General features: G+C 55.7%; 15 protein-coding genes. 3 read left to right on the top strand and 12 right to left on the bottom strand.

Going from position 1 to position 20,184, the window contains the following annotated elements:
* The first annotated feature begins 48 nt into the window (after nt 1-48).
* The gene (locus RBH33_RS04270; RefSeq protein ID WP_306730894.1) at nt 49-1,401 is read left to right on the top strand and encodes an APC family permease; all 1,353 of its coding nucleotides are present in this window, start codon (nt 49-51) and stop codon (nt 1,399-1,401) included.
* A gap of 302 nt (nt 1,402-1,703) precedes the next feature.
* Nucleotides 1,704-2,162, top strand: coding sequence for an ATPase (locus RBH33_RS04265; RefSeq protein ID WP_306730893.1), 459 nt, complete (start codon nt 1,704-1,706; stop codon nt 2,160-2,162).
* 67 nt (nt 2,163-2,229) lie between these two features.
* Here the strand turns inward: RBH33_RS04265 and RBH33_RS04260 are convergent, their stop codons facing one another.
* The 8 genes from RBH33_RS04260 to RBH33_RS04225 all read right to left on the bottom strand — a co-directional run bounded on the left by RBH33_RS04260 (nt 2,230) and on the right by RBH33_RS04225 (nt 13,049).
* A complete protein-coding gene (locus RBH33_RS04260; protein WP_306730892.1) occupies nt 2,230-3,501 on the bottom strand; it encodes an ATP-grasp domain-containing protein in 1,272 nt (423 codons plus the stop codon).
* Nucleotides 3,502-3,548: 47 nt separating this feature from the next.
* Nucleotides 3,549-6,668, bottom strand: coding sequence for an efflux RND transporter permease subunit (locus RBH33_RS04255; protein WP_306730891.1), 3,120 nt, complete (start codon nt 6,666-6,668; stop codon nt 3,549-3,551).
* A 15-nt stretch (nt 6,669-6,683) separates the two neighbouring features.
* Complete coding sequence (locus RBH33_RS04250) at nt 6,684-8,246, bottom strand: efflux RND transporter periplasmic adaptor subunit (protein ID WP_306730890.1); 1,563 nt, start codon at nt 8,244-8,246, stop codon at nt 6,684-6,686.
* A complete protein-coding gene (locus RBH33_RS04245; protein ID WP_306730889.1) occupies nt 8,236-8,520 on the bottom strand; it encodes a hypothetical protein in 285 nt (94 codons plus the stop codon). Before RBH33_RS04245 ends, RBH33_RS04250 begins: the two co-directional genes overlap by 11 nt.
* Before the next feature lie 28 nt (nt 8,521-8,548).
* Entirely contained in the window at nt 8,549-8,941 is a 393-nt protein-coding gene (locus RBH33_RS04240; protein WP_306730888.1) for a BlaI/MecI/CopY family transcriptional regulator, read from the bottom strand.
* Nucleotides 8,942-9,051: 110 nt separating this feature from the next.
* Complete coding sequence (locus tag RBH33_RS04235; RefSeq protein WP_306730887.1) at nt 9,052-10,020, bottom strand: sensor domain-containing diguanylate cyclase; 969 nt, start codon at nt 10,018-10,020, stop codon at nt 9,052-9,054.
* 84 nt (nt 10,021-10,104) lie between these two features.
* The gene (locus RBH33_RS04230) at nt 10,105-11,478 is read right to left on the bottom strand and encodes a diguanylate cyclase domain-containing protein (RefSeq protein WP_306730886.1); all 1,374 of its coding nucleotides are present in this window, start codon (nt 11,476-11,478) and stop codon (nt 10,105-10,107) included.
* A 215-nt stretch (nt 11,479-11,693) separates the two neighbouring features.
* A complete protein-coding gene (locus RBH33_RS04225) occupies nt 11,694-13,049 on the bottom strand; it encodes a diguanylate cyclase domain-containing protein (RefSeq protein WP_306730885.1) in 1,356 nt (451 codons plus the stop codon).
* 367 nt (nt 13,050-13,416) lie between these two features.
* Between RBH33_RS04225 and RBH33_RS04220 the strand changes: the two genes are divergently transcribed.
* Entirely contained in the window at nt 13,417-15,582 is a 2,166-nt protein-coding gene (locus RBH33_RS04220) for an EAL domain-containing protein (protein WP_306730884.1), read from the top strand.
* A 10-nt stretch (nt 15,583-15,592) separates the two neighbouring features.
* On the opposite strand, the gene RBH33_RS04215 is transcribed toward RBH33_RS04220, so the two are convergent.
* From RBH33_RS04215 to RBH33_RS04200, 4 genes are read right to left on the bottom strand one after another with little or no spacing between them, the layout of a single operon-like run.
* A complete protein-coding gene (locus RBH33_RS04215; RefSeq protein ID WP_306730883.1) occupies nt 15,593-17,149 on the bottom strand; it encodes a tryptophan halogenase family protein in 1,557 nt (518 codons plus the stop codon).
* A 20-nt stretch (nt 17,150-17,169) separates the two neighbouring features.
* Nucleotides 17,170-17,877 carry a DUF6445 family protein gene (locus tag RBH33_RS04210; protein WP_306730882.1) on the bottom strand — a complete coding sequence of 236 codons (708 nt, stop codon included), beginning with the start codon at nt 17,875-17,877 and terminating at the stop codon, nt 17,170-17,172.
* 10 nt (nt 17,878-17,887) lie between these two features.
* A complete protein-coding gene (locus RBH33_RS04205; protein WP_306730881.1) occupies nt 17,888-19,405 on the bottom strand; it encodes a tryptophan halogenase family protein in 1,518 nt (505 codons plus the stop codon).
* A gap of 42 nt (nt 19,406-19,447) precedes the next feature.
* Nucleotides 19,448-20,176, bottom strand: a complete 729-nt coding sequence (locus tag RBH33_RS04200) for a DUF6445 family protein (RefSeq protein ID WP_306730880.1) — start codon at nt 20,174-20,176, stop codon at nt 19,448-19,450.
* Nucleotides 20,177-20,184 lie beyond the last annotated feature (8 nt).

Raw genomic sequence — 20,184 nt, 5'->3', positions numbered from 1 at the left:
GCTCGTCGGTGACTCTAATCCGTTATTGAGCAAAAAACCGGAGGATTCATGGCTGAGCAGGAAGACAGAACAACGCAATACAAGAAAGGAAGCTTGACGCTACCGGGGACTGTAATGCTGGGAACCGGCGTTATGATCGGGGCCGGAATCTTTGCTCTTACCGGGCAGATGGCGGAGATGACAGGGGCTCATTTCCCATTTGCATTTCTGGCGGCTGCCGTGATCGTTGGTTTTAGCGCCTATTCTTACATTAAAATTTCCAATACGTGGCCATCCGCTGGCGGCATCGGCATGTATCTGCACAAGGCTTACGGCGACCGCTTGCCGACGGCGTTTAACGCCTTGCTGATGTATTTTTCGATGGTGATTGCCCAGAGTTTTCTGGCCCGCACGTTTGGCTCTTACACCATGCAGCTTTTCGGTGGTGATGAAAGCGGCCGTATGGTACCCATTCTGGGGGTGTCACTCATCCTGGCCGCTTTTTTGATCAATCTTTTGAGCAATCGGCTGATTCAGGGGGTGGCATCGTTTATTGGCGTGCTGAAAATTGGTGGTATCCTAATCTTCGGCCTTGTGGGTGTTTGGGTCGCAGACAGTATTTCTTTCGACATTTCTCCCGATACAGAGGTTGGATCGCTCGGCAATTTCCTAGGGGCAACCGCTCTCGGCATACTCGCATTTAAGGGGTTTACCACCATTACCAACAGCGGTTCGGAAATCAAAGATCCGCACCGCAACGTCGGCCGCGCCATCGTAATTTCCATTGCGGCCTGCGTGGTGATCTATACCCTGGTTGGCTTCGCCGTTGCGAGCAACCTGTCGCTTGCTGAAATCATCGAGACACGGGACTACTCCCTTGCTGCAGCGGCAAGGCCGGCGCTGGGCGAGTATGGCGTCTGGTTTACGGTAGCGATCGCCATCATGGCAACCGCAGGGGGCATCTTGGCCAGCATTTTTGCAGTTTCCAGAATGTTGGCCATGCTGACCGAAATGAAACTGGTGCCCCACAGTCACTTTGGTATGCCCGGCAGCATTCAGAAACATACTCTGGTATACACGGTAGTTCTGGGGCTGGTGCTGACCGCTTTTTTTGATCTTTCCCGGATCGCGGCTCTGGGTATTGTGTTCTATCTAATAATGGATATTGCTATTCACTGGGGTGTGCTTCGTTATCTCCGCGAGGAAGTTAAAGCTAGAGCGTGGGTGCCAGCCACAGCGATTTTACTCGATTTACTCGCGCTCGGGGGCTTTGTCTGGGTCAAATTAAATTCTGACCCCTTCGTGATCGGTGTGGCGGTTGCCGCGATGATCATCATTGCGGTTGTCGAATACGTTTTCCTGAAAAAATCTAGGCAGGTCGAACAGTCGGGTAGAGAGGGCTCTCATACTCACCACCACTGACAACTTGAAATCAACGTGGAGAATAGAAATATGATGGGTCACTCAATGTGGGCAGGGCATTGGCTTTGGATATTGGCTATTGCCATCTTAGTCGTCATCCCGGCTTGGCGCATCTGCCAACGTGCGGGATATCCGGGATGGCTAGGCCTCCTGATACTGATACCCCTCGTCAATATCGCTCTCTTTTATTTCATAGCGTTTGCGAATTGGCCCGCAGATAAAACCCGAGAGCCTAATGGCTGATATTCATCAAGCCCTTGGCCCGGTTAACCCACTTTTTATTTTCTCAGAGGAACAATCGAATGCAAATTAAAACCTTTTTTGATTTAATTGATTGGACGCGAGGATTGCACGAAAAGCTGGCGAAATGCCTTTCCCATTGTGCTTCACGTCATCAAGATGAACGTGCTTCAATGCTGCTTAATTATCTGGCCTCGCACGAAACTGAGATGGAGAAGATGGTCGCGGCGTTTGAGCGTCAGGCGGACCCCAAAGCGGCTCACACCTATGTTTATGATTATGTTCCGCACAACCCAATTACGACACATTTAGTTTGCGATAATCACTACGCCAATCTGGACGCGGCCTCTATCAGGGATGAAGTCTTCGATTTTCACGAGCACATTATTAGACTCTACCGAACGCTCCTTGGGAAAGCTGAAATTCGTGAGGCTGAAGAATTGGTGCAATCACTGCTGGATATGGAAGAGTATGAAACCAAGCGGTTAGTTCGCCAGGTAGAACGAATGGATGATCTATAGAAACATCAAGGGCATCACTTATCGCTGGGTCCACCGGGTGGTTTTCGGAAATGGTAGGGAACTGATCCTACTTAATAAGTACTGGCGCGAACCCACCTCCCGGTGTACGAAAATTGGTAGTCTGGCCCCGGTAAAGGCGCGCTGCCGCTAACAGCAGGTTGCCGCGATAAGTATATAGGCGCACATCGACCTTGAGCATTTCCCGTTCGCCATCGACCATAACCAGGCGCTCTGAAGGTGGCACAAAAGCCTGGGCGACATAGTCGTTTTCGAGAATTCGGGTGAATGTGCTTTTGGTAAGCTTGCTGCCCTTGTACACCCCTTTGCTCCCATGGCCTGCAACTGGCTTAAAGAACCATTGTCGCCGCTGTTGCCAAAGGTCCTCTCCATTACTGGCATTGACCTGTAGGGTGCGCGGAATACTAAGGCGAAGCAATTCAGTGTTCTCAGCGCTTAAGCCCCAGTCCATAAGGGTGGTGGGATCGGACAATAGCGCCAAATTGCGTTTGTCCGCGAACAGTGCATGGGTGCGTGGGTTGGGGGTAATGACTGCAGCTTCTTCCAGCCAAGCCGAGCGCAACGCAGCATGTTCAGGAGCCTCCAGCCCGAAGTCCACCAGACGGTTGTAAACTAGGTCGATCCGCTTGCCGTTCCCATACAAAACGCCGTCTTCATAATGCAGATCTTCGGGGGAAAGGATTAGTGCATCGATGCCAGCTCTTTGCATAACCTGCTGAGCCAGCCTGAACTCTGGGTAAAGGTATTGTTGTTCCGGTTGTTCGTCGATTATCGCGATTCTCTCCGGGCGTCCATGCCCGCGCTGAGCGCGCCATTCACTCTCGAATTGACGGATGACCGCACCCTCGAAGTCGGCGTTCCCGGACTCACTGGTGGTTCCGCCACAGCACTGGCGCTGGGCGCGGGCCAGTATGGCATTAAGAAACGCACCGCCTGCGTTGGTATTGATTTCGATCAGGCGTGGCCCGTCTTTGCCAAGATGAAAGTCATAGCCCATAAAAGCGCCGACGGGGCCGGGGTCCAGTTGAGCCGTTGCCGGCGCCCAGGAAAGCACCTTTTCCCGATAGCTGGGAAGCGTAGCGGCGGTCTCCAGCGCCTGGACCATAGCCTGCATTTGCGCCAAATCCTGAGGTGCTAAAAATAGGGTGACGTCGGAAAAGAACTGACGCCAGACTTCGCTGGACAAAAGATCGGTGGCTTCATCGCCCAGTTGATGGGCGAGTTCCCGCGTTACTGCCGGCCGATCAAGAGTGATGCAAGCACAGCTCTGGTTCAGTCTTGCTGAGTCTGTTTGATCTGGAGTTTCAGAGGGTGATTGCACGGGACTACCCACCAATTAGGTTTACGAAGTTTGCTGTTAGGTTTTGATCAGGACTGAAGTGCCGCGCTGGACCGGCGCGTCTCGCTCGGCAACGCTCCAAAGCGCAAATACAGCGCCGGCAACACGATCATGTTGAGCAGGGTGGAGCTCAGCAGGCCGAACAGAATGACGATGGCCATGGGCGCCTGGATCTCGCTGCCGGGCTGGCCGGCGGACAAGGCCAGCGGCACTAGTGCCAGCGCAGTGGCCAGAGCGGTCATGGTGATGGGGACCAGGCGCTCCAGAGCGCCCCGGCGCACCTGCTCCCAGGGATCGGTGACACCCTCGTGTTGAGCCAAGTGTTGCATATGGGCAATGAGCATCACGCCGTTGCGGGTAGCGATTCCGAACAGGGTGATAAAGCCGATCAGCGTGGCTACGGTGAGCACACCGCCGGCCAGCCACAGGCCCAGCACACCGCCGAGCAAGGCCAGGGGCAGGTTGACCATGACCAGCAGGGCGTCCCGGCTGGCGCCCAGCACCAGATGCAGCAACAGAAAAATGCCGACCATCACCACGGCGCTGAGCATCAGCAATGTGCGCGTGGCCGCCTCGGCCTGTTCAAACTGTCCGCCGTATTCCACAAAGTAACCCGCGGGCAGATCAACATTGGCCTGGATGCGCTCGCGCGCTTCATTGACCACGCCGGTCAGGTCGCGTCCGGCGACATTGGCCATGACGATGATGCGCCGTTGAACGTTTTCCCGGCCGATCTGATTGGGGCCTCGGTCGTAATCCACTCGGGCCAGAGCCGACAGGGGTATCTGAGCGCCGCTGTCAGTGGTGACCGGCAGCTCGCGGATGCTGTCGATATTGTCCCGCGCTCTGTCGGGCAGACGCACCACCAGATCAAAACTGGCGTCGCCCTCCAGCACCCGGGATACCGCCGTGCCGAAAAAAGCGGTTTCCATCAGGTGGCTGACCTCGCCCAGGCTCAGGCCGTAGCGGGCCAACGCGCTTCGGTCGAAGTCGACGGTGACAAAAGGAATCTCTGCCTGCTGTTCCAGCGAGACATCGACCGCGCCGGGCACGGCGCTGACCTGTTCTTCGATCTGCGCACCGAAGCGGCGCAGGTCGTAGAGATCTTCGCCAAAGAGTTTGATGGCGATATTGGCGCGGGTGCCCGAGAGCATATGGTCGATGCGGTGGGAGATCGGTTGGCCGATGGTGATATTGGCACCGGCAATCCCCGAAAACTGCTCGCGCAGATGGGCCAGTAGTTGCGCCTGGCTGCGTTCCTGCATAGCCAGGGTCACTTCGATTTCAGAGGCATAGATTTCCTGGGCGTGGGGGTCGCGCTCGGCGCGGCCGGTGCGCCGACCGGTGGCCACCACCTCCGGCTGTTCCAGCAGAATGGCTTCGACCCGGCCGGCCAGGTCATCGGACAGTTCCAGGTCGGTGCCGGGCAGGGTGACCACGTTGATGGTCAGGCTGCCCTCGTTAAAGTCGGGGAGAAAAGCCCGGCCGGCGGAGGCCAAAGCAAACAGGGTGATGGCCACCCCGATAAAAGAAATCGCGGCCAGGGTGCGCCAGCGCGGCAGGGTGAAAGTGAGCAGAGGGGCGTAGCCGCGCTTGAACCATGCTGCCAGGCGGGGCTCCTTCGTCTGGCGAAGGATGCGTCCTTTACCCAACAACCAATAGGACAGCACCGGCGTCACCGTGACCGCCACCACCAGTGAGGCGAACATGGCAACAATATAGGCAAACCCCAGCGGTTGTATCAGCCGCCCTTCCACGCCCACCAAAAAGAAAATCGGCAGCATCACCAGCACCACACTCACCGTGGCAAAGACCACCACGCCCTGGACTTCCCGGGTGGCGGCGTTCACCACCGACAGAGTGTTGTCCCGTTCGGCTTCAGGCTTGGAGGCGTTGATCCGCAGACGCCGGAGAATGTTTTCCACCACCACAATGGCATCGTCCACCAGCACACCTAGAGCGATCACCATGCCGCCCAGAGTCATGGTGTTGATACCAATACCTGCCGCCTTCATGGCCAGGATGGAAGCGACCAGCGACAACGGAATCACTGTGACGGTGACCAAAGTGGCGCGCGCACTGGCGAGAAACGCAAAGACAATGGCGATCACCAGCAGGGCACCGTCGCGCAGGGCGGTGGCCAGATTGTTGATGCCCAGCTCGATAAAATCCGCCTGGCGAAACAGGTCGCTGTGCAGGGTCATGCCCTCGGGCAGGCTGCGCTGAATGTCCGTAAGGGTTTCATCCAGGCTGCGGGTCAGGGCCAGGGTGTTGGCGCCGGGCTGCTTCTGGATGCCGAGCACCACGGCGGATTCGTTGTTGTAACTGGCGGTGCCGCGTTTGGGTGCCGGTCCTATGCCCACGTCTGCCAGATCGCGTACCAGTACCGGCCGGCCGCCGCGCTCGGCGACAAAAATCTCGCCGATTTCGTCACTGTGTTTGATGCGCCCCAGACCGCGAATCAGAAATTCCTGATTGTTGTCGACATGAAAACCGGCGGAGGTGTTTTCATTGCCCCCGGCCACGGCGGCCATCAGTTGCGAAAGGGTGACTTCATACTCCGCCAGGCGTTGGAAGTCCGCCACCACCTGAAACTGGCGGGTGTCGCCGCCGTTGGGGATCACTTCCGCCACGCCCGGCAGGGCCATCAGGCGCCGGCGCACCACCCAGTCGGCGGTTGTCTTCAGATCCATAGTGTCGTGCCGGTCCGATTGCAGCGCGACAAACATAACCTCGCCCATGATCGATGTGACCGGCGCCAGGGTTGGCTCGGGCAGCCCCGGGGGTAGTTCACCGCGCGCGGTGGCCAGGCGTTCGGTCACGATCTGCCGGGCCTGGAAAATATCCGATTCCCAATCGAACTCCACCGTGATGATCGAAATCCCCACGCTGTTGTGGGAGCGTACCCGGCGCACGCCGGAGGCGCCATTGAGCGCAGTTTCGAAGGGTAGGGTGATCAGGGTTTCCACTTCCTCCGGTGCCATGCCGTGCCCTTCGGTGAGCACGGTGACGGTCGGAGCGGTCAGGTCGGGAAATACATCCACTGGCATCTGCCGCGTTTCCATCAGGCCCCAAGCGAGCAACAGCAGCGCAACAAACAACACCACCAAGCGGTGGCCCAGTGACCAGCGGATCAGGTGTGCGATCATGCGGACGGCCCCCGGTTAATGCGCATGGCCGTGGCCCATGGCGTCGGGGGTGGCGGCGGCCAGGCGAACCTGCATGGCGCCTTTGCTGACAATGCGCTCGCCTTCGGCAAGGCCCTCCAACACCTCGAACCGGTCGCCGTCGCGGGCGCCCAGGCGCACCGGGCGGCGACTGAAGGATTCGCCGCTGACCATCACGTACACCACCGGCTCGCCACCGTCCTGAATCACGGCGGATGCCGGAATGGAGAGCGCCTCTCGGGATTGACCGGTATAGATGCGCGCCTGCACCCGCTGGTTAACCTTAAGTCGGGGATCGGGCGCTTGCAGCGCAAAGATCACCGGCAGGCTGCGGCTGACTGGGTCGATCATTGAACCCACGCCCACCAACTGGGCGTTGTCGCCAACGTTCACTGTCATAGGCTCGGCCACACCGGGCAACTCAAAGGCCGCGCCGCTGGGGGAATCCAGCCGTCCTGCATCGGCCTCGCTGACCAGCACTTCCAGCCACAGCTCGCGCGGATCGACAATATGAAACAGGTGGCTGCCGGCATCGACGGCAGCACCGTGGGCCACCGGCACCCGGGCAATAATGCCATCCAGCGGCGCCAGCAACTCCAGTGCACCACCGTCCTCGCTGCCCAGTTGAGCAAGACGCAGTTCCGCCGAACGCAGGCGCGCCTGGGCCAGTTCCTGTTCGGCGCGCGCCTCTTCCAAGTGCTGGGTGGAAACCGCGCCCCGCTCGTGCAATTGCTCGACTCGGGCCAGTGTCGCCTGCGCCAGTTCCAGTGCTGTGCGCGCGGCCCGCTGTTCGGCGTCCAAAGAGGCGTGATCAATACCTTCGCCGGTGCGAGGCACTAGGTTCGCCAGCACCTGACCTTTCTCAACCGGGTCGCCGAGCGCGGGAAAATCACCAACGGCACGCACTGACCCAGATACTACCGCTGTAACCACAAACTCTCCGTTGGCAGCCGCGCGCACTCTGGCCGGTGCGCTTACGGAATTCCGCAGCGGTTGGCGCTGCACCGGGGCAACGGCAAAATCACTGCGCCACTGTTGTTCTTTATACAGTCCGATTTCGCCCGTCGATGCGCTGGGGTGGCGCGCACGGCGAGCGTCACTCTTTGAGGCGTGGACGGTGATCGTGCCTAGCTCGTGGGTGATCTCCTGCTCGTCGATGCTCAGCACCAGCCGCAGCTCACGCTCACCGTCGGCGCGCGGGGCGATGGTGGGGCGAAAAATCCCCGGAGCGCGTTGGGCCTCGATGCGAAAGCGCTCCATGGGTTCACCGCCGCCAGAGAGCACTACATCCAGATGGCCCTGTTCAATGGGGCGGTAATCGGCCAGCCGGGTGAAGTGCGCTACCAGGGCCGTTCGCTCACCGGCGATCAAGGGCTGGAATTCGAGAAACAGCTCCGCCGTATCGGTGAAGTGAGTGATCTCCCGAGTGGGCAACTCATGCTCGTGGGAGTCTGCGTGGTGATGGTGGTCGCTACAGGCCGAGATCAAGAGCGCGAACAACAGGGCCCAGGTGAATCGAGATAGTGGCCGTTGCCATACGGACATCGGATCAATGATCATGACTGTGGTCGTGGTCGTGGTCGTGGTCGTGGTCGTGGTCGTGGTCGTGGTCGTGGTCGTGGTCGTGGTCGTGCCCATGTTCGTGATCATGGTCGTCCGGCAGCGCTTCGATGGAAACCGGTTCCTCATCGCCGTAGTAGGCTCGTGTTTCACCCTCGGAATCTGATGTGTGTTCGTGTGGGTGATCGTGGTCACCGTTGTGATCGTGCCCGCGGTCGCACGCCGCCAGCGTCAAGATAGTGCACAGAAGGATTAGGGTAAGGCGAGGTGTCATGGCAGTTCTCCGGTAATTATTGTGTCATTCAGTTCTGCTTAGCGCGCCGTTCGGCAATTAGGTCCGCCAATTTGTCCAGTTGATCCGGCCCGCCGCGAGCGGTGAGGTCAACATAAGCTTTCAGCAGCTCATCCGAGCCGGGGTTAGCGATGCGCTGAACGGTTGTTTCCACCATCCGGCCAATGAGCTCCTGACGAGAGACGGCCGCCGAGTATTGGTAGGCGTGTCGGATTTTTTCCCGCTGCAGCAACCCTTTGCGGTACAGACGCTCAAGCGTGGATTGCACGGTGTTAAGCGCAATGGCGCGTGCGCTGCCCACGCGGGCGTGCACAGCTTTTGTGTCGCTGGAACCTGAGCGCCAGATATCCTCAAGTACGGCCACCTCAAGGTCACCTAACGCTGGTGCCTGAAGGTTATTCATAGAAGAGTATCCAGGCGGGCTGTGAGGCGTTTGAGTCTGGCAAACGTAAAACCGACTGTCAATCGGTTTTCGGAGGAATGCCAGGGGGAGTAGCGGGTAGACTTGAGGCGCTAAGTTGGGGAGCAGCGCGCCGCTTGGCGAACTGACTTCTCCTCATACATGCGGCGGTCGGCGTCGGCTATGGCGTCTAGTATACCTCGCGTTGGATCGCGGGTGGCTTTGCCTATCGACGCCAAAACGCCACTTTCATCCAGGGAGGCGCGAAGCCGCTCCGATAAACCATCTAACTCTGTAGCGCCGGATTCGACGGCCAGAATCCCAAACTCATCACCGCCGAGCCGTGCAACAATATCGCTTTTTCTCGCCGTGTGGTTGAGGACTTGGGCTGCACGGCATAGCAGTTCATCTCCCTTGGCGTGCCCCTCCAGGTCGTTTATTTCCTTTAGCTGGTCCAAATCGAGAATGACAACGCCTACGGGGCTGCCGTAGCGACGGGCTCGGGCCTCTTCCGTTGCAACCGCTTCGTCCCAGCCTCGTCGGTTGAGAAGGCCGGTCATAACGTCCGTCATTGCCTCGCGCTGGCTCCGCTCCGCGACGCGTTCATGCTCGATGGCGTTGAGTTCGTGCGACAGTATGGTGCCAAGGAGCCTCGCAAAAAGCTCAACCAAAGGGAGTTCGTTTTCGATCGACTCTAACTGTGGGTTTGGATCGATTCCACATAAAGTGCCGAACAGTGAGCCATCGTCCCGATACACCGGTACCCCGACGTAGGCTCCTACCTTTACCTGCTGATTAATGGGCGCTTTTGCGTAGGCGGAAACCTCTAGGGCATTCGGCGCAATTCTTGGCCCTTCCCCCCGCACCATGCGAGAACAATAGCTGTCTGCCCACTGAAAAACAGCGCCGTCCGCTACGCCATAGCTGCAGTCCTCCGCTTGTAGCACAATCCAGTCATGGCCCTCGGTTCGTGTCATCATCCATAAGTCAAAGCCGAGTCGCTCACGAAGTTGGCGTAGGACGGCTCGGCTGGCCGAGTCAAAATCCTCGAACGGCGTCATATTGATGGCGTTTTCTTGCATTTTCTTTCCTCTGGGCGAAGTTCGCCCTGGCGACATTAGGGTGGAGCATAGCTGGCGTTCCTTCCAGGGGCGTAAACGGAAACTTTAGGCGCGATGAAACGTCTGGGCCGAATGTTGTGATTTCTTATCGTTCGGGTCGTAAAAATACATTCGGTTAGAGCCGGATTTTTTGGCCTTATACATCGCCTGGTCAGCGTCTTCCACCAGCGCCTCAGGAGAAGAAGCATCCTGGGGGTAGAAGGCGATGCCCACGCTGACCGAAATTCGGACAGAACTTTGCGCGACCTGAAATGGTTGTGCCAGGGCCTCAATAATGGTGTGTGCCACAAGCTCAACATCCTCGCGCCGGTCGGCCCCGGTGAGTATCACGGTGAATTCATCGCCACCCAGTCGGGCAACCGTATCCTCCTCGCGGACGCACTCAGTCAAGCGCCCGGCCACTTCAGTCAGCAACAGGTCCCCGGCGTCATGGCCGAGCGTATCGTTCACGTACTTAAATCCATCAAGGTCCATAAACAGTACGGAAATGGGCTGGTTGCTGCGCTTTGCGTGTTTGACTTCCTGCTCAAGGCGATCCTGGAACAGTCGCCGATTGGGCAGCCCGGTAAGTAGGTCGTGATGAGCATTGTGCCATACTTTTTCTTCCGCGAGCGCTCGTTCAGTCTCATCCCGGAGGATGCACACCGTCGCTTCGGTGTTTTTCCGCTCATCTAGCACGGGCGCAAGTAGGTATTCGAACCGTTCACCCTGACCAGACGCGAACCTATGATGAAATTTGCCTCGGTAAGTGGATTGGTCGGTAATGACTCTTTTAAGGTTGCTCTGGAAGTCAGAGGCAAACGAAAAGCCTAGGTCGATCGTGGATTTTCCAATGATATCCGGTGGACTAAGCGCAAAAAGTTCAGCAGTGGCTCTATTCGTATAAATAATCCCTCCGTCCAAATTCATGACAAAAATCGGATCAGGCGAAGCGAGCAAAATGGCGCCGAACAGTCGAGTTTCCATCTCTTTTTCAGTGGTATAGTACTCTAGCGATTCCGCCACGGCCTGGTCTATGGCTTCATGGAACCGGGTAAGGTCTTCAAGCTGTTGTCCTGTTACTGTTGGGTATTCGCTCGTCCAGAGTGACACCACGCTCGCACGTAGGGCGCGAAACTCCGATACAGTGTCCATAACACTAAAGCCGCTGTCGTGTCGCTCGCCGCCGTGTACTTCCGCCCAGGATTCCTCCTCACCCTCTGGTCCGCAGCCTTTGGATTTGGCAGTTTGCTCGTCTTCGCTTTGGTAACAGTCGAGATCATCGGCAATCTCCAACAGCATATCCCTGGCGTGGTCGCGCAGGCCCGCCCTGTCCATGTCGTCTGCTTGGGAGATGGTCTTGGCGAACGCTTCCCAATTTTTCAGAATCGGTTCTATCTCGGATCGAATGAAATGAGCTAATCGCACGTTCGTTGACATTTCGTTGACTTCCTTTAATGGGATCAAGATGGCCCCTAGACTGGCCGGCGCAGAAAGGGATGAGCCTTGGTGGTGGGCCTTATATGGAGCGTCGAGCGATAGAACTCGCTTTGGTCGTTGCTGGAACGCACACTCTTTGTTTTCGACATAGGTTGATCGTCGAAGTTGCCCTGTTAAACCAAAACCTTCTTTGGGTGTCGGTCTTGTCGGCTCGGCTAGGCCGAAGGTCTGCTTGGTTGATGAGTGGTCCCGTAAAAACACATCCGATTTGAGCCAGCTTGTTTGGCCTGATACATGGCGCGATCGGCGGCCTCGAGTAGAGCGATAGGAGAGGATGCGTCTTTGGGGAAAAAGGTGGTGCCAATGCTGGCAGAAACCTTGACAGATTGTTGGGCGACCTTAAATGGTTGAGCAAGCGAGTCTATAATATTCTGCGCTACATGCTCGACATCTTGGTGATTTTTTGCCCCAGTGAGAATCACGGTAAACTCATCGCCCCCCAAACGGGCAACCGTATCCTCCTCTCGGACGCAATGGTTCAGCCGCTCAGCCACCTGCACTAGTAGCAAGTCCCCCGCTTCATGCCCCAACGTATCATTAACACTCTTAAAGCCATCAAGATCCATGAAGAGGACGGAAAGTGACTGGCCAGTGCGCTTTGAATGTTTGATCTCCTGCTCCAAGCGATCAAGAAACAGGCGACGATTCGGCAGCCTGGTGAGAAGATCGTGGTGAGCGCTATGCCATACTTTTTCTTCAGCAATCGCCTGTTCAGTTACGTCGCGAAAAATGCACACGGCCGCTTCGGTGTTGTTCTTCTCGTCCAGCACGGGCGCAAAAAGGTAGTCGAACCGTTCGCCCTGACTGGAAGCAAAGGTGTACCTGATTTTTCCTCGGTGCGTGGAGTGGTCAGTAATCACTTTTTCAAGATTTCGCTGAAAGTCCGAGGCGAACGAAAACCCAAGGTCAAAGGCCGTTTTTCCGATGATCTCCTTAGCATCTAACGCAAAAAGATCCGCGGTGGCCTTGTTGGCATAAACAATCCTTCCCTTTAGGTCCAGCACATAAATCGGATCAGGTGACGCAAACAAAATGGCGCCGAACAGCCGAGTTTCCATTTCTTTCTCGGTGGCGTACTGCTCCAATGATTCCGCCACAGACTGATCTATGGCTTCATGGAAGCGGGTAAGGTCGTCAAGCTGTTGCTTTGAGGCGGTTGGATAATCTGCGGTCCAGCGTGACACTACGCTCGCGCGCAGGGCGCGAAACTCCGATATTGTCTCCATGATGCTAAAGCCGCTGGAGTGTCGGTCGCTGCCGTGTATCTCCGCCCAAGACTCCTCCTCTTGTCTTGGCCCACAGCCTCTCGAATTGGCGATTTTTTCAGAATCGCTCTGGCAGGCGTCCAGATCGTCGGCAATCTCCAGAAGCATATCCCTGGCGTGATCACGCAGATCGGCCTTACCTAAACGATTCGTCCGAAAAATGGTTTTGGCAAATTCTTCCCAATCCTGAAGAATCGGTTCCATTTCTGTCCGGATAAAATCCGCTAAGTGCACGGTCTTTGGCATTTCTTGTCTCCCAATGATACGAGAGGTCGGGCGGTGCACCGCCTGACGGCACAGAGCAGGGAAGCATAAACCTTGAGGTTGGCGTCCCGTACAGTCGGGGTGGCGGCTGCCACATAGCGAGAAAAGATCGAAGGGTAAACCGCCATTAAGTGGCTATCGGTGCAACGACCAGACTCACTGTGTGGTGATCGCCGATTTGTACTCTCAGGCTCGGACAATAAAATACTTATCGAAGTTGCCGTACTGATACAAAAATCTATAAACTAGTCCACTCCTAGTGCAACTTAGCGGGTTGTCGAATGCCAAACTTCTAGCAAAGAGAACTTGATCTGTTCTCTGAACCTCTCTTCCGTGATGGACTCTTAATATGCTTAGGCACTCTCTTCAGTTGCATGAATTTTTACGCCATGAACACGAGGCCATCCTCGCGGAGTGGGAGAGCATGGACCGTCGATTGCTCGAGTCCGCCGATGGCCTATCGCAGAAAGATCTTCGCAATAATATTCCTGGCATATTGAAGAATTTGGCGGATGTCGCTGAAAAAGCCCAGGGGGATCCCTCGAAAGTCAAAATTTCCAGCGATGGACCTGAAGGGCATGCACAGTACCGGTGGAGTCAGCGCTTTTCTCTGGAAGAAGTAACTCGGGAATACGCCTTCTTGCGTACGGTGATTCTGCAAAAACTTGTGCCCCGTGTCGGCGAACTGAGCAGCGGTGAGTTGGTGCTTGTCAACGAGGCATTGGATCAAGCCATTGTGCAGTCAGTGATAACGTTTGTGGCTAAGGCGAACAGTGAACTTAAGGCTGAGCGTGAGCAGTTGCAGGTTACGCTGAGGAGCATTGGTGACGCGGTAGTGAGTACCGATGTCAATGGCCGCATCACGTACTTTAATCCCGCTGCGGAGAGGGTAACCGGCTGGTCGCAGGAAGAGGCCTTAGGGCAGCCCGTGGGTGATGTGTTAATCACCGTTCAGGAGCTGTCTTCCCGTGCATCTCAGACCTTGAACTCTGACAGAGAGCTGGCAGGTAATGAAGCCGAAGTACTTTTGAAGAGACGTACTGGTGAATTACTGCCAGTGGAGGAATTAACGGCGCCCTTGTGCAACGACAAGGGCGAGGGACTGGGTGCGGTGACCACAGTCCGGGACATGAGCACCATTCGCGCCTTGACGTCAGAACTAACGTATCAGGCCAGTCACGACCCGCTCACAGGCCTGCCCAATCGGGCACTGTTGTACGCAGAACTGGAAAAGGCGCTCGTCATTGCCGAACGCGAGAAGGGCCGACTGGCGTTGCTGTACCTGGATCTGGATATGTTCAAGGACGTCAACGACATGCTGGGGCATACCGTTGGGGATGAGCTACTCAGGCAGGTCGCAAAGCGACTGCAGCATTCAGTGAGGCGTACCGATACGGTCAGTCGACTGGGGGGGGACGAATTCGCGATTCTCCTTACGGGCTTTGAGCCGCTGAAGTATCTGGGCGACGTGAGCCTTAAGGTGGCGCGACACCTTCGCGCACCGTTCGTGTTGGGCCAGGATACCATTGACGTATCTGTCAGTATCGGTGTTAGCGTGTATCCGGAAGACGGGCGAGATGCCGACACCCTGGTCAAGCACGCCGATGTAGCTATGTATCAGGCCAAGGCGTGCGGCCGGGATAACATTCAATACTTTGCGCAGGAAATGAACGAACGGGCCATCGAGCGCTTCCACTTAGAAGCCGATCTGCGCAGGGCCATTGCGGAACATCAACTGTCTTTGTGCTTCCAGCCGCAGATTGCCTTGAACTCCGGGCGCATCATAGGCGCTGAGGCGCTGCTGAGATGGAAGCATCCGCAGAAAGGCCTAATTCCGCCCGATCGGTTTATTCCGGTAGCGGAACAAAGTGGTCACTTAATGATGTCTATCGGGGACTGGGTTCTGGAGGAGGCCTGCCGGCAGGCGAAGGCCTGGAGTGATGGGGGGCAAGCGCCTATCCGGATATCGGTAAATGTTTCCATGACTCAGCTTCGGTCTGATCGCTTCCAGAAACGTGTTGAACAGCTACTGCACCAATACCATATGTCGCCTGACCAGCTTCAACTGGAGCTGACAGAATCCATTATTATGAGCGATGTGGCCGGCGCGAAGGATCATATCCGGGCACTTAAAGAGCTGGGCGTCCGGATTGCCGTAGACGACTTTGGCACCGGGTATTCGTCCCTGAGTTACTTAAAAGATCTCCCTGTGGACGAGTTAAAGATTGATCAGAGCTTCGTGCACGATATTTCTTTGGATGCCAACAAGGCCGCGATCGTTCAAGCGGTAATCCGCATGGGCCAGAGCTTGAAGCTGCGAGTGATAGCGGAGGGCGTTGAAGACCAGGCGGCCGTGGATTTTCTCACCAGCAATGATTGCGAAGCGGCGCAGGGGTATTACTACAGCAAACCCATTACCGCGGCGGCATTCGAAACCTGGGCTAACCAAAGCCACGCACAGCATGTTTCATCAGTTGGGCTTACAGGTTCTACGCTCTCAAATACCCGCAACTAAATTCAGACTGCTAGGGCGTCGGAGCCGCTTGCGCTAAGATTTGTTTGATTAACCGGCGGTTGGTGGGCATGGCCTGCAGATATTGCGGCAGGCGCTTGAGCACTTGCTCGAAGGTCGAACGTGCCGCAGCGTAGTCGCGCGCACCCCGTGAGCCGAACAAAACCTCGGGTTTAAAACCCATGCCATAGAGCACATACCAGTAGCTGGCCGCCGGAAATACTTCATCCACATGATAGAAATCGTTACGGTTCGGTGTACGCTGCTGCCAGAGGCTTAACAATTCCGTTAGTGACTGGGGGATGCTGTCAGCGTCGCGGTTATCCTGCCAATAGGCGCCTGGGCGCTGGCTCAACACATAGTGCAACTTCAAAAATTCAATGATGCGGTTCCACCGGTAATGGAAGCGTTCATTAAAACGCTTGGCTACCACGCCCATGGTTGCCCGGGTCATTGGCAGTTCATCGCTGATCATTTTGGCTGACAGCTCCACCAGCGCCAAGGCCGAGGCCTCCAGCGGCTCCAAAAAGCCCGAAGCCATACCAACAGCTACACAGTTGTGCTGCCAAAAGACCTGGCGGTAGCCTGGTTCAAAGCTGATCAAGCGCGGCTCCAGTGAATCGGCGGTGGCCGTATCCACGCTAGCCCGTAAGTATTGGTCTAGGCATACTCTTGCCTGGTCTTCGTCGGTATAACCACTGGCGAACACATAGCCGACACCGCGACGGCTGGGTAGGCCAATATCCCAAATCCAGCCAACGTCCTGGGCGGTGGACAAGGTGGCCGAGGCGATATCGGCATCGTCGGTGGCGTAGGGCACTTGCACCGCCAAGGCCCGATCATTGAACAAGATATGGGATTGGGATCGAAAGGGCACCCCATAGTGTTCCCCAATCAGCAGTGCCTTAGATCCCGAACAGTCGATAAACAAGTCACCCTCTAGGAGACCGTGCTCTCGGGTATGCAGGCCTTCGATATCGCTGTGCTTATCGCCATTTATCCCGGTGACGTGATCGGAAATAAAACGCACGCCTAATTTATTCGTGCAATGCTGTTTGAGGCGCTCCCCAAAAAGACCGGCATTTAAGTGATAGCCGTAGTTAAAAACGCCCTCGTAATCGGGCGTAGTGATTTGCTTAGGTGCTAAAGCCCGCTCGCACACATGGGGTTGGGCGCCCATTACCTCGGCGAAGGGCTTGTCGGTGGGCAGTCTTTGCCAAACATCAGCCACGGGAAAGTCATGGTAACCTTCGGGCAGCATGAAAGGATGATAGTACTGGTCGCCCAGCTCACCATTCGCCCAGCCGATAAACTTGGAACCTTGCTTAAAGGACGCTTCGCAGGAGGCAATAAAATCGCTTTCTGGCAAGCCAATGCGCTTGAGAGTTTCTCGCATTGTAGGCCAGGTGCCTTCACCGACACCGATGGGGCCCACGTCGGGGGATTCAATGAGGGTAACCTGAACAGAATCGTCAAAACCGGGTGGATGATCTGCGGCAATCAATCCTGCCGTAATCCATCCGGCGGTACCTCCGCCTAATATGACAACGCGCTTAACGGGGTTGGTCATGATCATCTCTCATGGGTGCATTAACAAAATTCAATAAACACATTGGCGGTTAAGCGGCCGTTTGCGGGGTTGGATTGAATATCTCGAGTAGGATCTATTAGACCGGAATGCAATAAATTGCCTGGGTAAATCACCAACCGATTTGGGCGGTGGTCAACCTTTCCAATTAACTCATAATGGTCATCGCTACCCTGCATGTAGGAGGATTCTGGCAATCCGTTTTCTTGCATGTAGGATTGTGCGGCGGCGATATACTCGCCACGACGCGCCACTGAGATTCGTTCGAACCCTGTCGGGCGATGGCGAAAGAACCCCGTGCCGCCAAAGGGGCCATCTGTCATATAGTAGAGCATGGCGAAGAAAAATCGCTCGTGGCTGTCGTAGTGAGGAACTCGCTGCAATAAAGCCAAGTCCTCTGGCTGTCGGGTAACGACAGAGAAAAAACGCTCGATCACTTTCTCCGTCAGAGTTGCGGGCACAGCATACTGGCGATACAGCAAGGGTGAGCACACCGTCTTGATTGCGTCATAGAACTCCGTGGGCAGCTCTGACTTAATGCCTGGGTAGGCGCTGACTTCGTCGGCCTTAAAGGTTGTTTGATCGAGGGCCAATTTCACAAGCGCATCGACGTCGTCTAGCACGTCGTCCACGATAACGATTGGCGTTTTTTCATTGCCAATTCGTTCGACGGACCAGTTCAGCGCTGATGATAGCGTTATTTCCTGCATAGCAAACTCTTCAGGCCTTATCGGTGCTCATGCCGGATTTTGCGGTAGCAGATCTACAGTAATAATTAATGAAGTCAGAATGTATGGGCAGAGAGGCGAGATCTTTGTTGACCTTCTCTTTAATGCCGGACAAAAAGTTCGACAGTTCGTCGTCATTCATCTCGCTGGTGACTGCGTGGGGCAGCTTCGGCATCAAGCCTTGACCAATCATCACTTGAATCCATGACTCCTCTCCAAAGAGCTCGAGCCCATGCTTGAATATCCTGCCCGTCTCTTTGAAAAGCTCTATACGGCTTGCCAGTGAATCCGGTACAGACATGGTTCGGCAGTAGTTCCAAAAATCGGTATCGTTACGCTCGGTGACCTTGTAATGCAAGATTATGAAGTCTCGGATGTACTCAATTTCGGTGCTTAGCTGTCGGTTATATTCATCTATGTCAAGTTGACGAATGGTGTCCGCCGGGAAAAACTTAATAAGGTAGTGAACGGCGCGTTGAATCAAATGGATGCTGGTCGACTCCAAAGGCTCAAGAAAGCCACTGGACAGACCCACGGCAATACAGTTCTTTTGCCAGTGATGGGTTCTAGTACCTGTTCTAAAGCGAATAGGTTTTGGCTCGGTAATGGGTTTACCTTCAAGGTTCCCCAACAAAAGTGAGTGTGCCTCGTCATCCCCCATGTAACCGCTGCTGTAAACCAAACCGTTGCCAACGCGGTGCTGTAGTGGGATGCGCCACTGCCAGCCACTGCCATGGGCAATAGAGCGAGTGTAAGGAATAGGCGGTGCTACGGATTCGGTTTGCACAGCCAGAGCTCTGTCACAGGGCAACCAATGGCTCCAGTCTTTATAGCCAGTCCCCAGGGCGTCGCCGATCAGCAATGCCCGGAAGCCCGTGCAATCAATAAAGAGATCGCCCTCGATTACCTCCCCCCGCGCCAATTGCAATGACTCTATAAACCCATCAGATTCCCGCAACTTAACGGAGGTAATTTCTCCTTCATGGCGCTTAACACCCCAAGGCTCGCTGAGCTTGCGTAAATAGCCGGCGTAGAGGCCTGCATCAAAATGGTAGGCATAGTTGAGTCCGGTTCTCGGCAAAACGGCGAACTTATTTTGCCGGGCGGCCAAGTGCTCGGTGCAGTAGTCACCGTACTCAGTCACCATGCCCCGTTGCTTGCCGGCCAGCCAGTAGTTGAAAAATTTACATACCCAGCTATCCCGACCCGCAAAGCCAAACGAGTGGATGTAATCAAGGCCCACGTTGTGCCAGTTCTCGAAGGCAATGCCCAGCTTGAAGGTGGCATTCGTCGCCGCCATAAAGGCTTTCTCGTCGATCCCCAGAATGTCATGCAGAGTTTGCAGGGGCGGAATGGTGGCTTCACCGACGCCAACAGTCGGAATTGAATCGGACTCAATCAGCGTGATATCGAGCGTCTTGCCCATGACTCGGGATAAGAGTGCCGCCGTAATCCAGCCCGCGGTGCCGCCGCCGGCTATTACCACTTTTTTCACTTGCTGGTTGTTCAATGGACTCTCCACAGCGAGTTAACCCGCTTTTATCAATTGAAGTTAAACGAAACGCACAAAGATATTGGCCGTTAGTCGTCCCTTGGCTGGGTCCGCACTGATATCCCGATCTTTTTTGACCAGTGTAGAGTGCAGGAGATTGCCAGGGTAAATCACGAGACGGTTAGGCTTGTAGTCGACCTGATGGTACAGCTTGAACTGGCCAGAGCTCCCCGTAATGTAGTCCTTCGGCGGCTCGCCATGTTGGCGAAAATACTGCTTTACACTATCGAAGTAGTGCTTCTCTGTATCCTGAGTCACGGAATACAAACCCGTGGGGACGTGCTGAAAAAAACCGGTGCTACCATGTTCGCCGGGGGATAAGTAGTGCAGGACGGCAAAGAAGTGCGGGTCCGGCGTGTCAAAGTGGGGCACGGTCTGCATCAAGCTCAATTGGCTTTCAAGACGGCTAATTAAAGAAAACGCGGCCTGCTGCGGCCGAAGCTGTTTATCTTTGGGGATGTTGTAAAGCTGGTAAAGCCCGCCAATTGCTGGCCGGAGCACTTCAATAACATAGTCCGTGGGCAGTGGTGCCCTGACACCCGGATACATAAAGCTCGCTTCGGGCTCAAACTGGGCCTTAAGCGCATGTGCCACTAAGGACTGACCTTGGTCAATAGTGACATTGTCAATTTGGATCAAGGGGACTCGGTCCGGACCTAAATAGTCCACCTGTATAGTGGGCGTTGGATTGATGGCGAACGCCGACGTTGTGTTGCTATTGGGTGGCATGTTCACAA

It is taken from the genome of Marinimicrobium hydrolyticum, assembly GCF_030848505.1.
In the GTDB taxonomy this organism is placed as follows: domain Bacteria; phylum Pseudomonadota; class Gammaproteobacteria; order Pseudomonadales; family Cellvibrionaceae; genus JAVDDU01.
This window is presented reverse-complemented; position numbering and strand designations above follow the sequence as displayed.

Bases quoted from the DNA above. Each gene is read 5' to 3' on its own strand.
- RBH33_RS04270 (WP_306730894.1), top strand. From the start codon at position 49: ATGGCTGAGCAGGAAGACAGAACAACGCAATACAAGAAAGGAAGCTTG.
- RBH33_RS04265 (WP_306730893.1), top strand. From the start codon at position 1,704: ATGCAAATTAAAACCTTTTTTGATTTAATTGATTGGACGCGAGGATTG.
- RBH33_RS04255 (WP_306730891.1), bottom strand. From the start codon at position 6,668: ATGATCGCACACCTGATCCGCTGGTCACTGGGCCACCGCTTGGTGGTG.
- RBH33_RS04250 (WP_306730890.1), bottom strand. From the start codon at position 8,246: ATGATCATTGATCCGATGTCCGTATGGCAACGGCCACTATCTCGATTC.
- RBH33_RS04245 (WP_306730889.1), bottom strand. From the start codon at position 8,520: ATGACACCTCGCCTTACCCTAATCCTTCTGTGCACTATCTTGACGCTG.
- RBH33_RS04240 (WP_306730888.1), bottom strand. From the start codon at position 8,941: ATGAATAACCTTCAGGCACCAGCGTTAGGTGACCTTGAGGTGGCCGTA.
- RBH33_RS04235 (WP_306730887.1), bottom strand. From the start codon at position 10,020: ATGCAAGAAAACGCCATCAATATGACGCCGTTCGAGGATTTTGACTCG.
- RBH33_RS04230 (WP_306730886.1), bottom strand. From the start codon at position 11,478: ATGTCAACGAACGTGCGATTAGCTCATTTCATTCGATCCGAGATAGAA.
- RBH33_RS04225 (WP_306730885.1), bottom strand. From the start codon at position 13,049: ATGCCAAAGACCGTGCACTTAGCGGATTTTATCCGGACAGAAATGGAA.
- RBH33_RS04220 (WP_306730884.1), top strand. From the start codon at position 13,417: ATGCTTAGGCACTCTCTTCAGTTGCATGAATTTTTACGCCATGAACAC.
- RBH33_RS04215 (WP_306730883.1), bottom strand. From the start codon at position 17,149: ATGACCAACCCCGTTAAGCGCGTTGTCATATTAGGCGGAGGTACCGCC.
- RBH33_RS04210 (WP_306730882.1), bottom strand. From the start codon at position 17,877: ATGCAGGAAATAACGCTATCATCAGCGCTGAACTGGTCCGTCGAACGA.
- RBH33_RS04200 (WP_306730880.1), bottom strand. From the start codon at position 20,176: ATGCCACCCAATAGCAACACAACGTCGGCGTTCGCCATCAATCCAACG.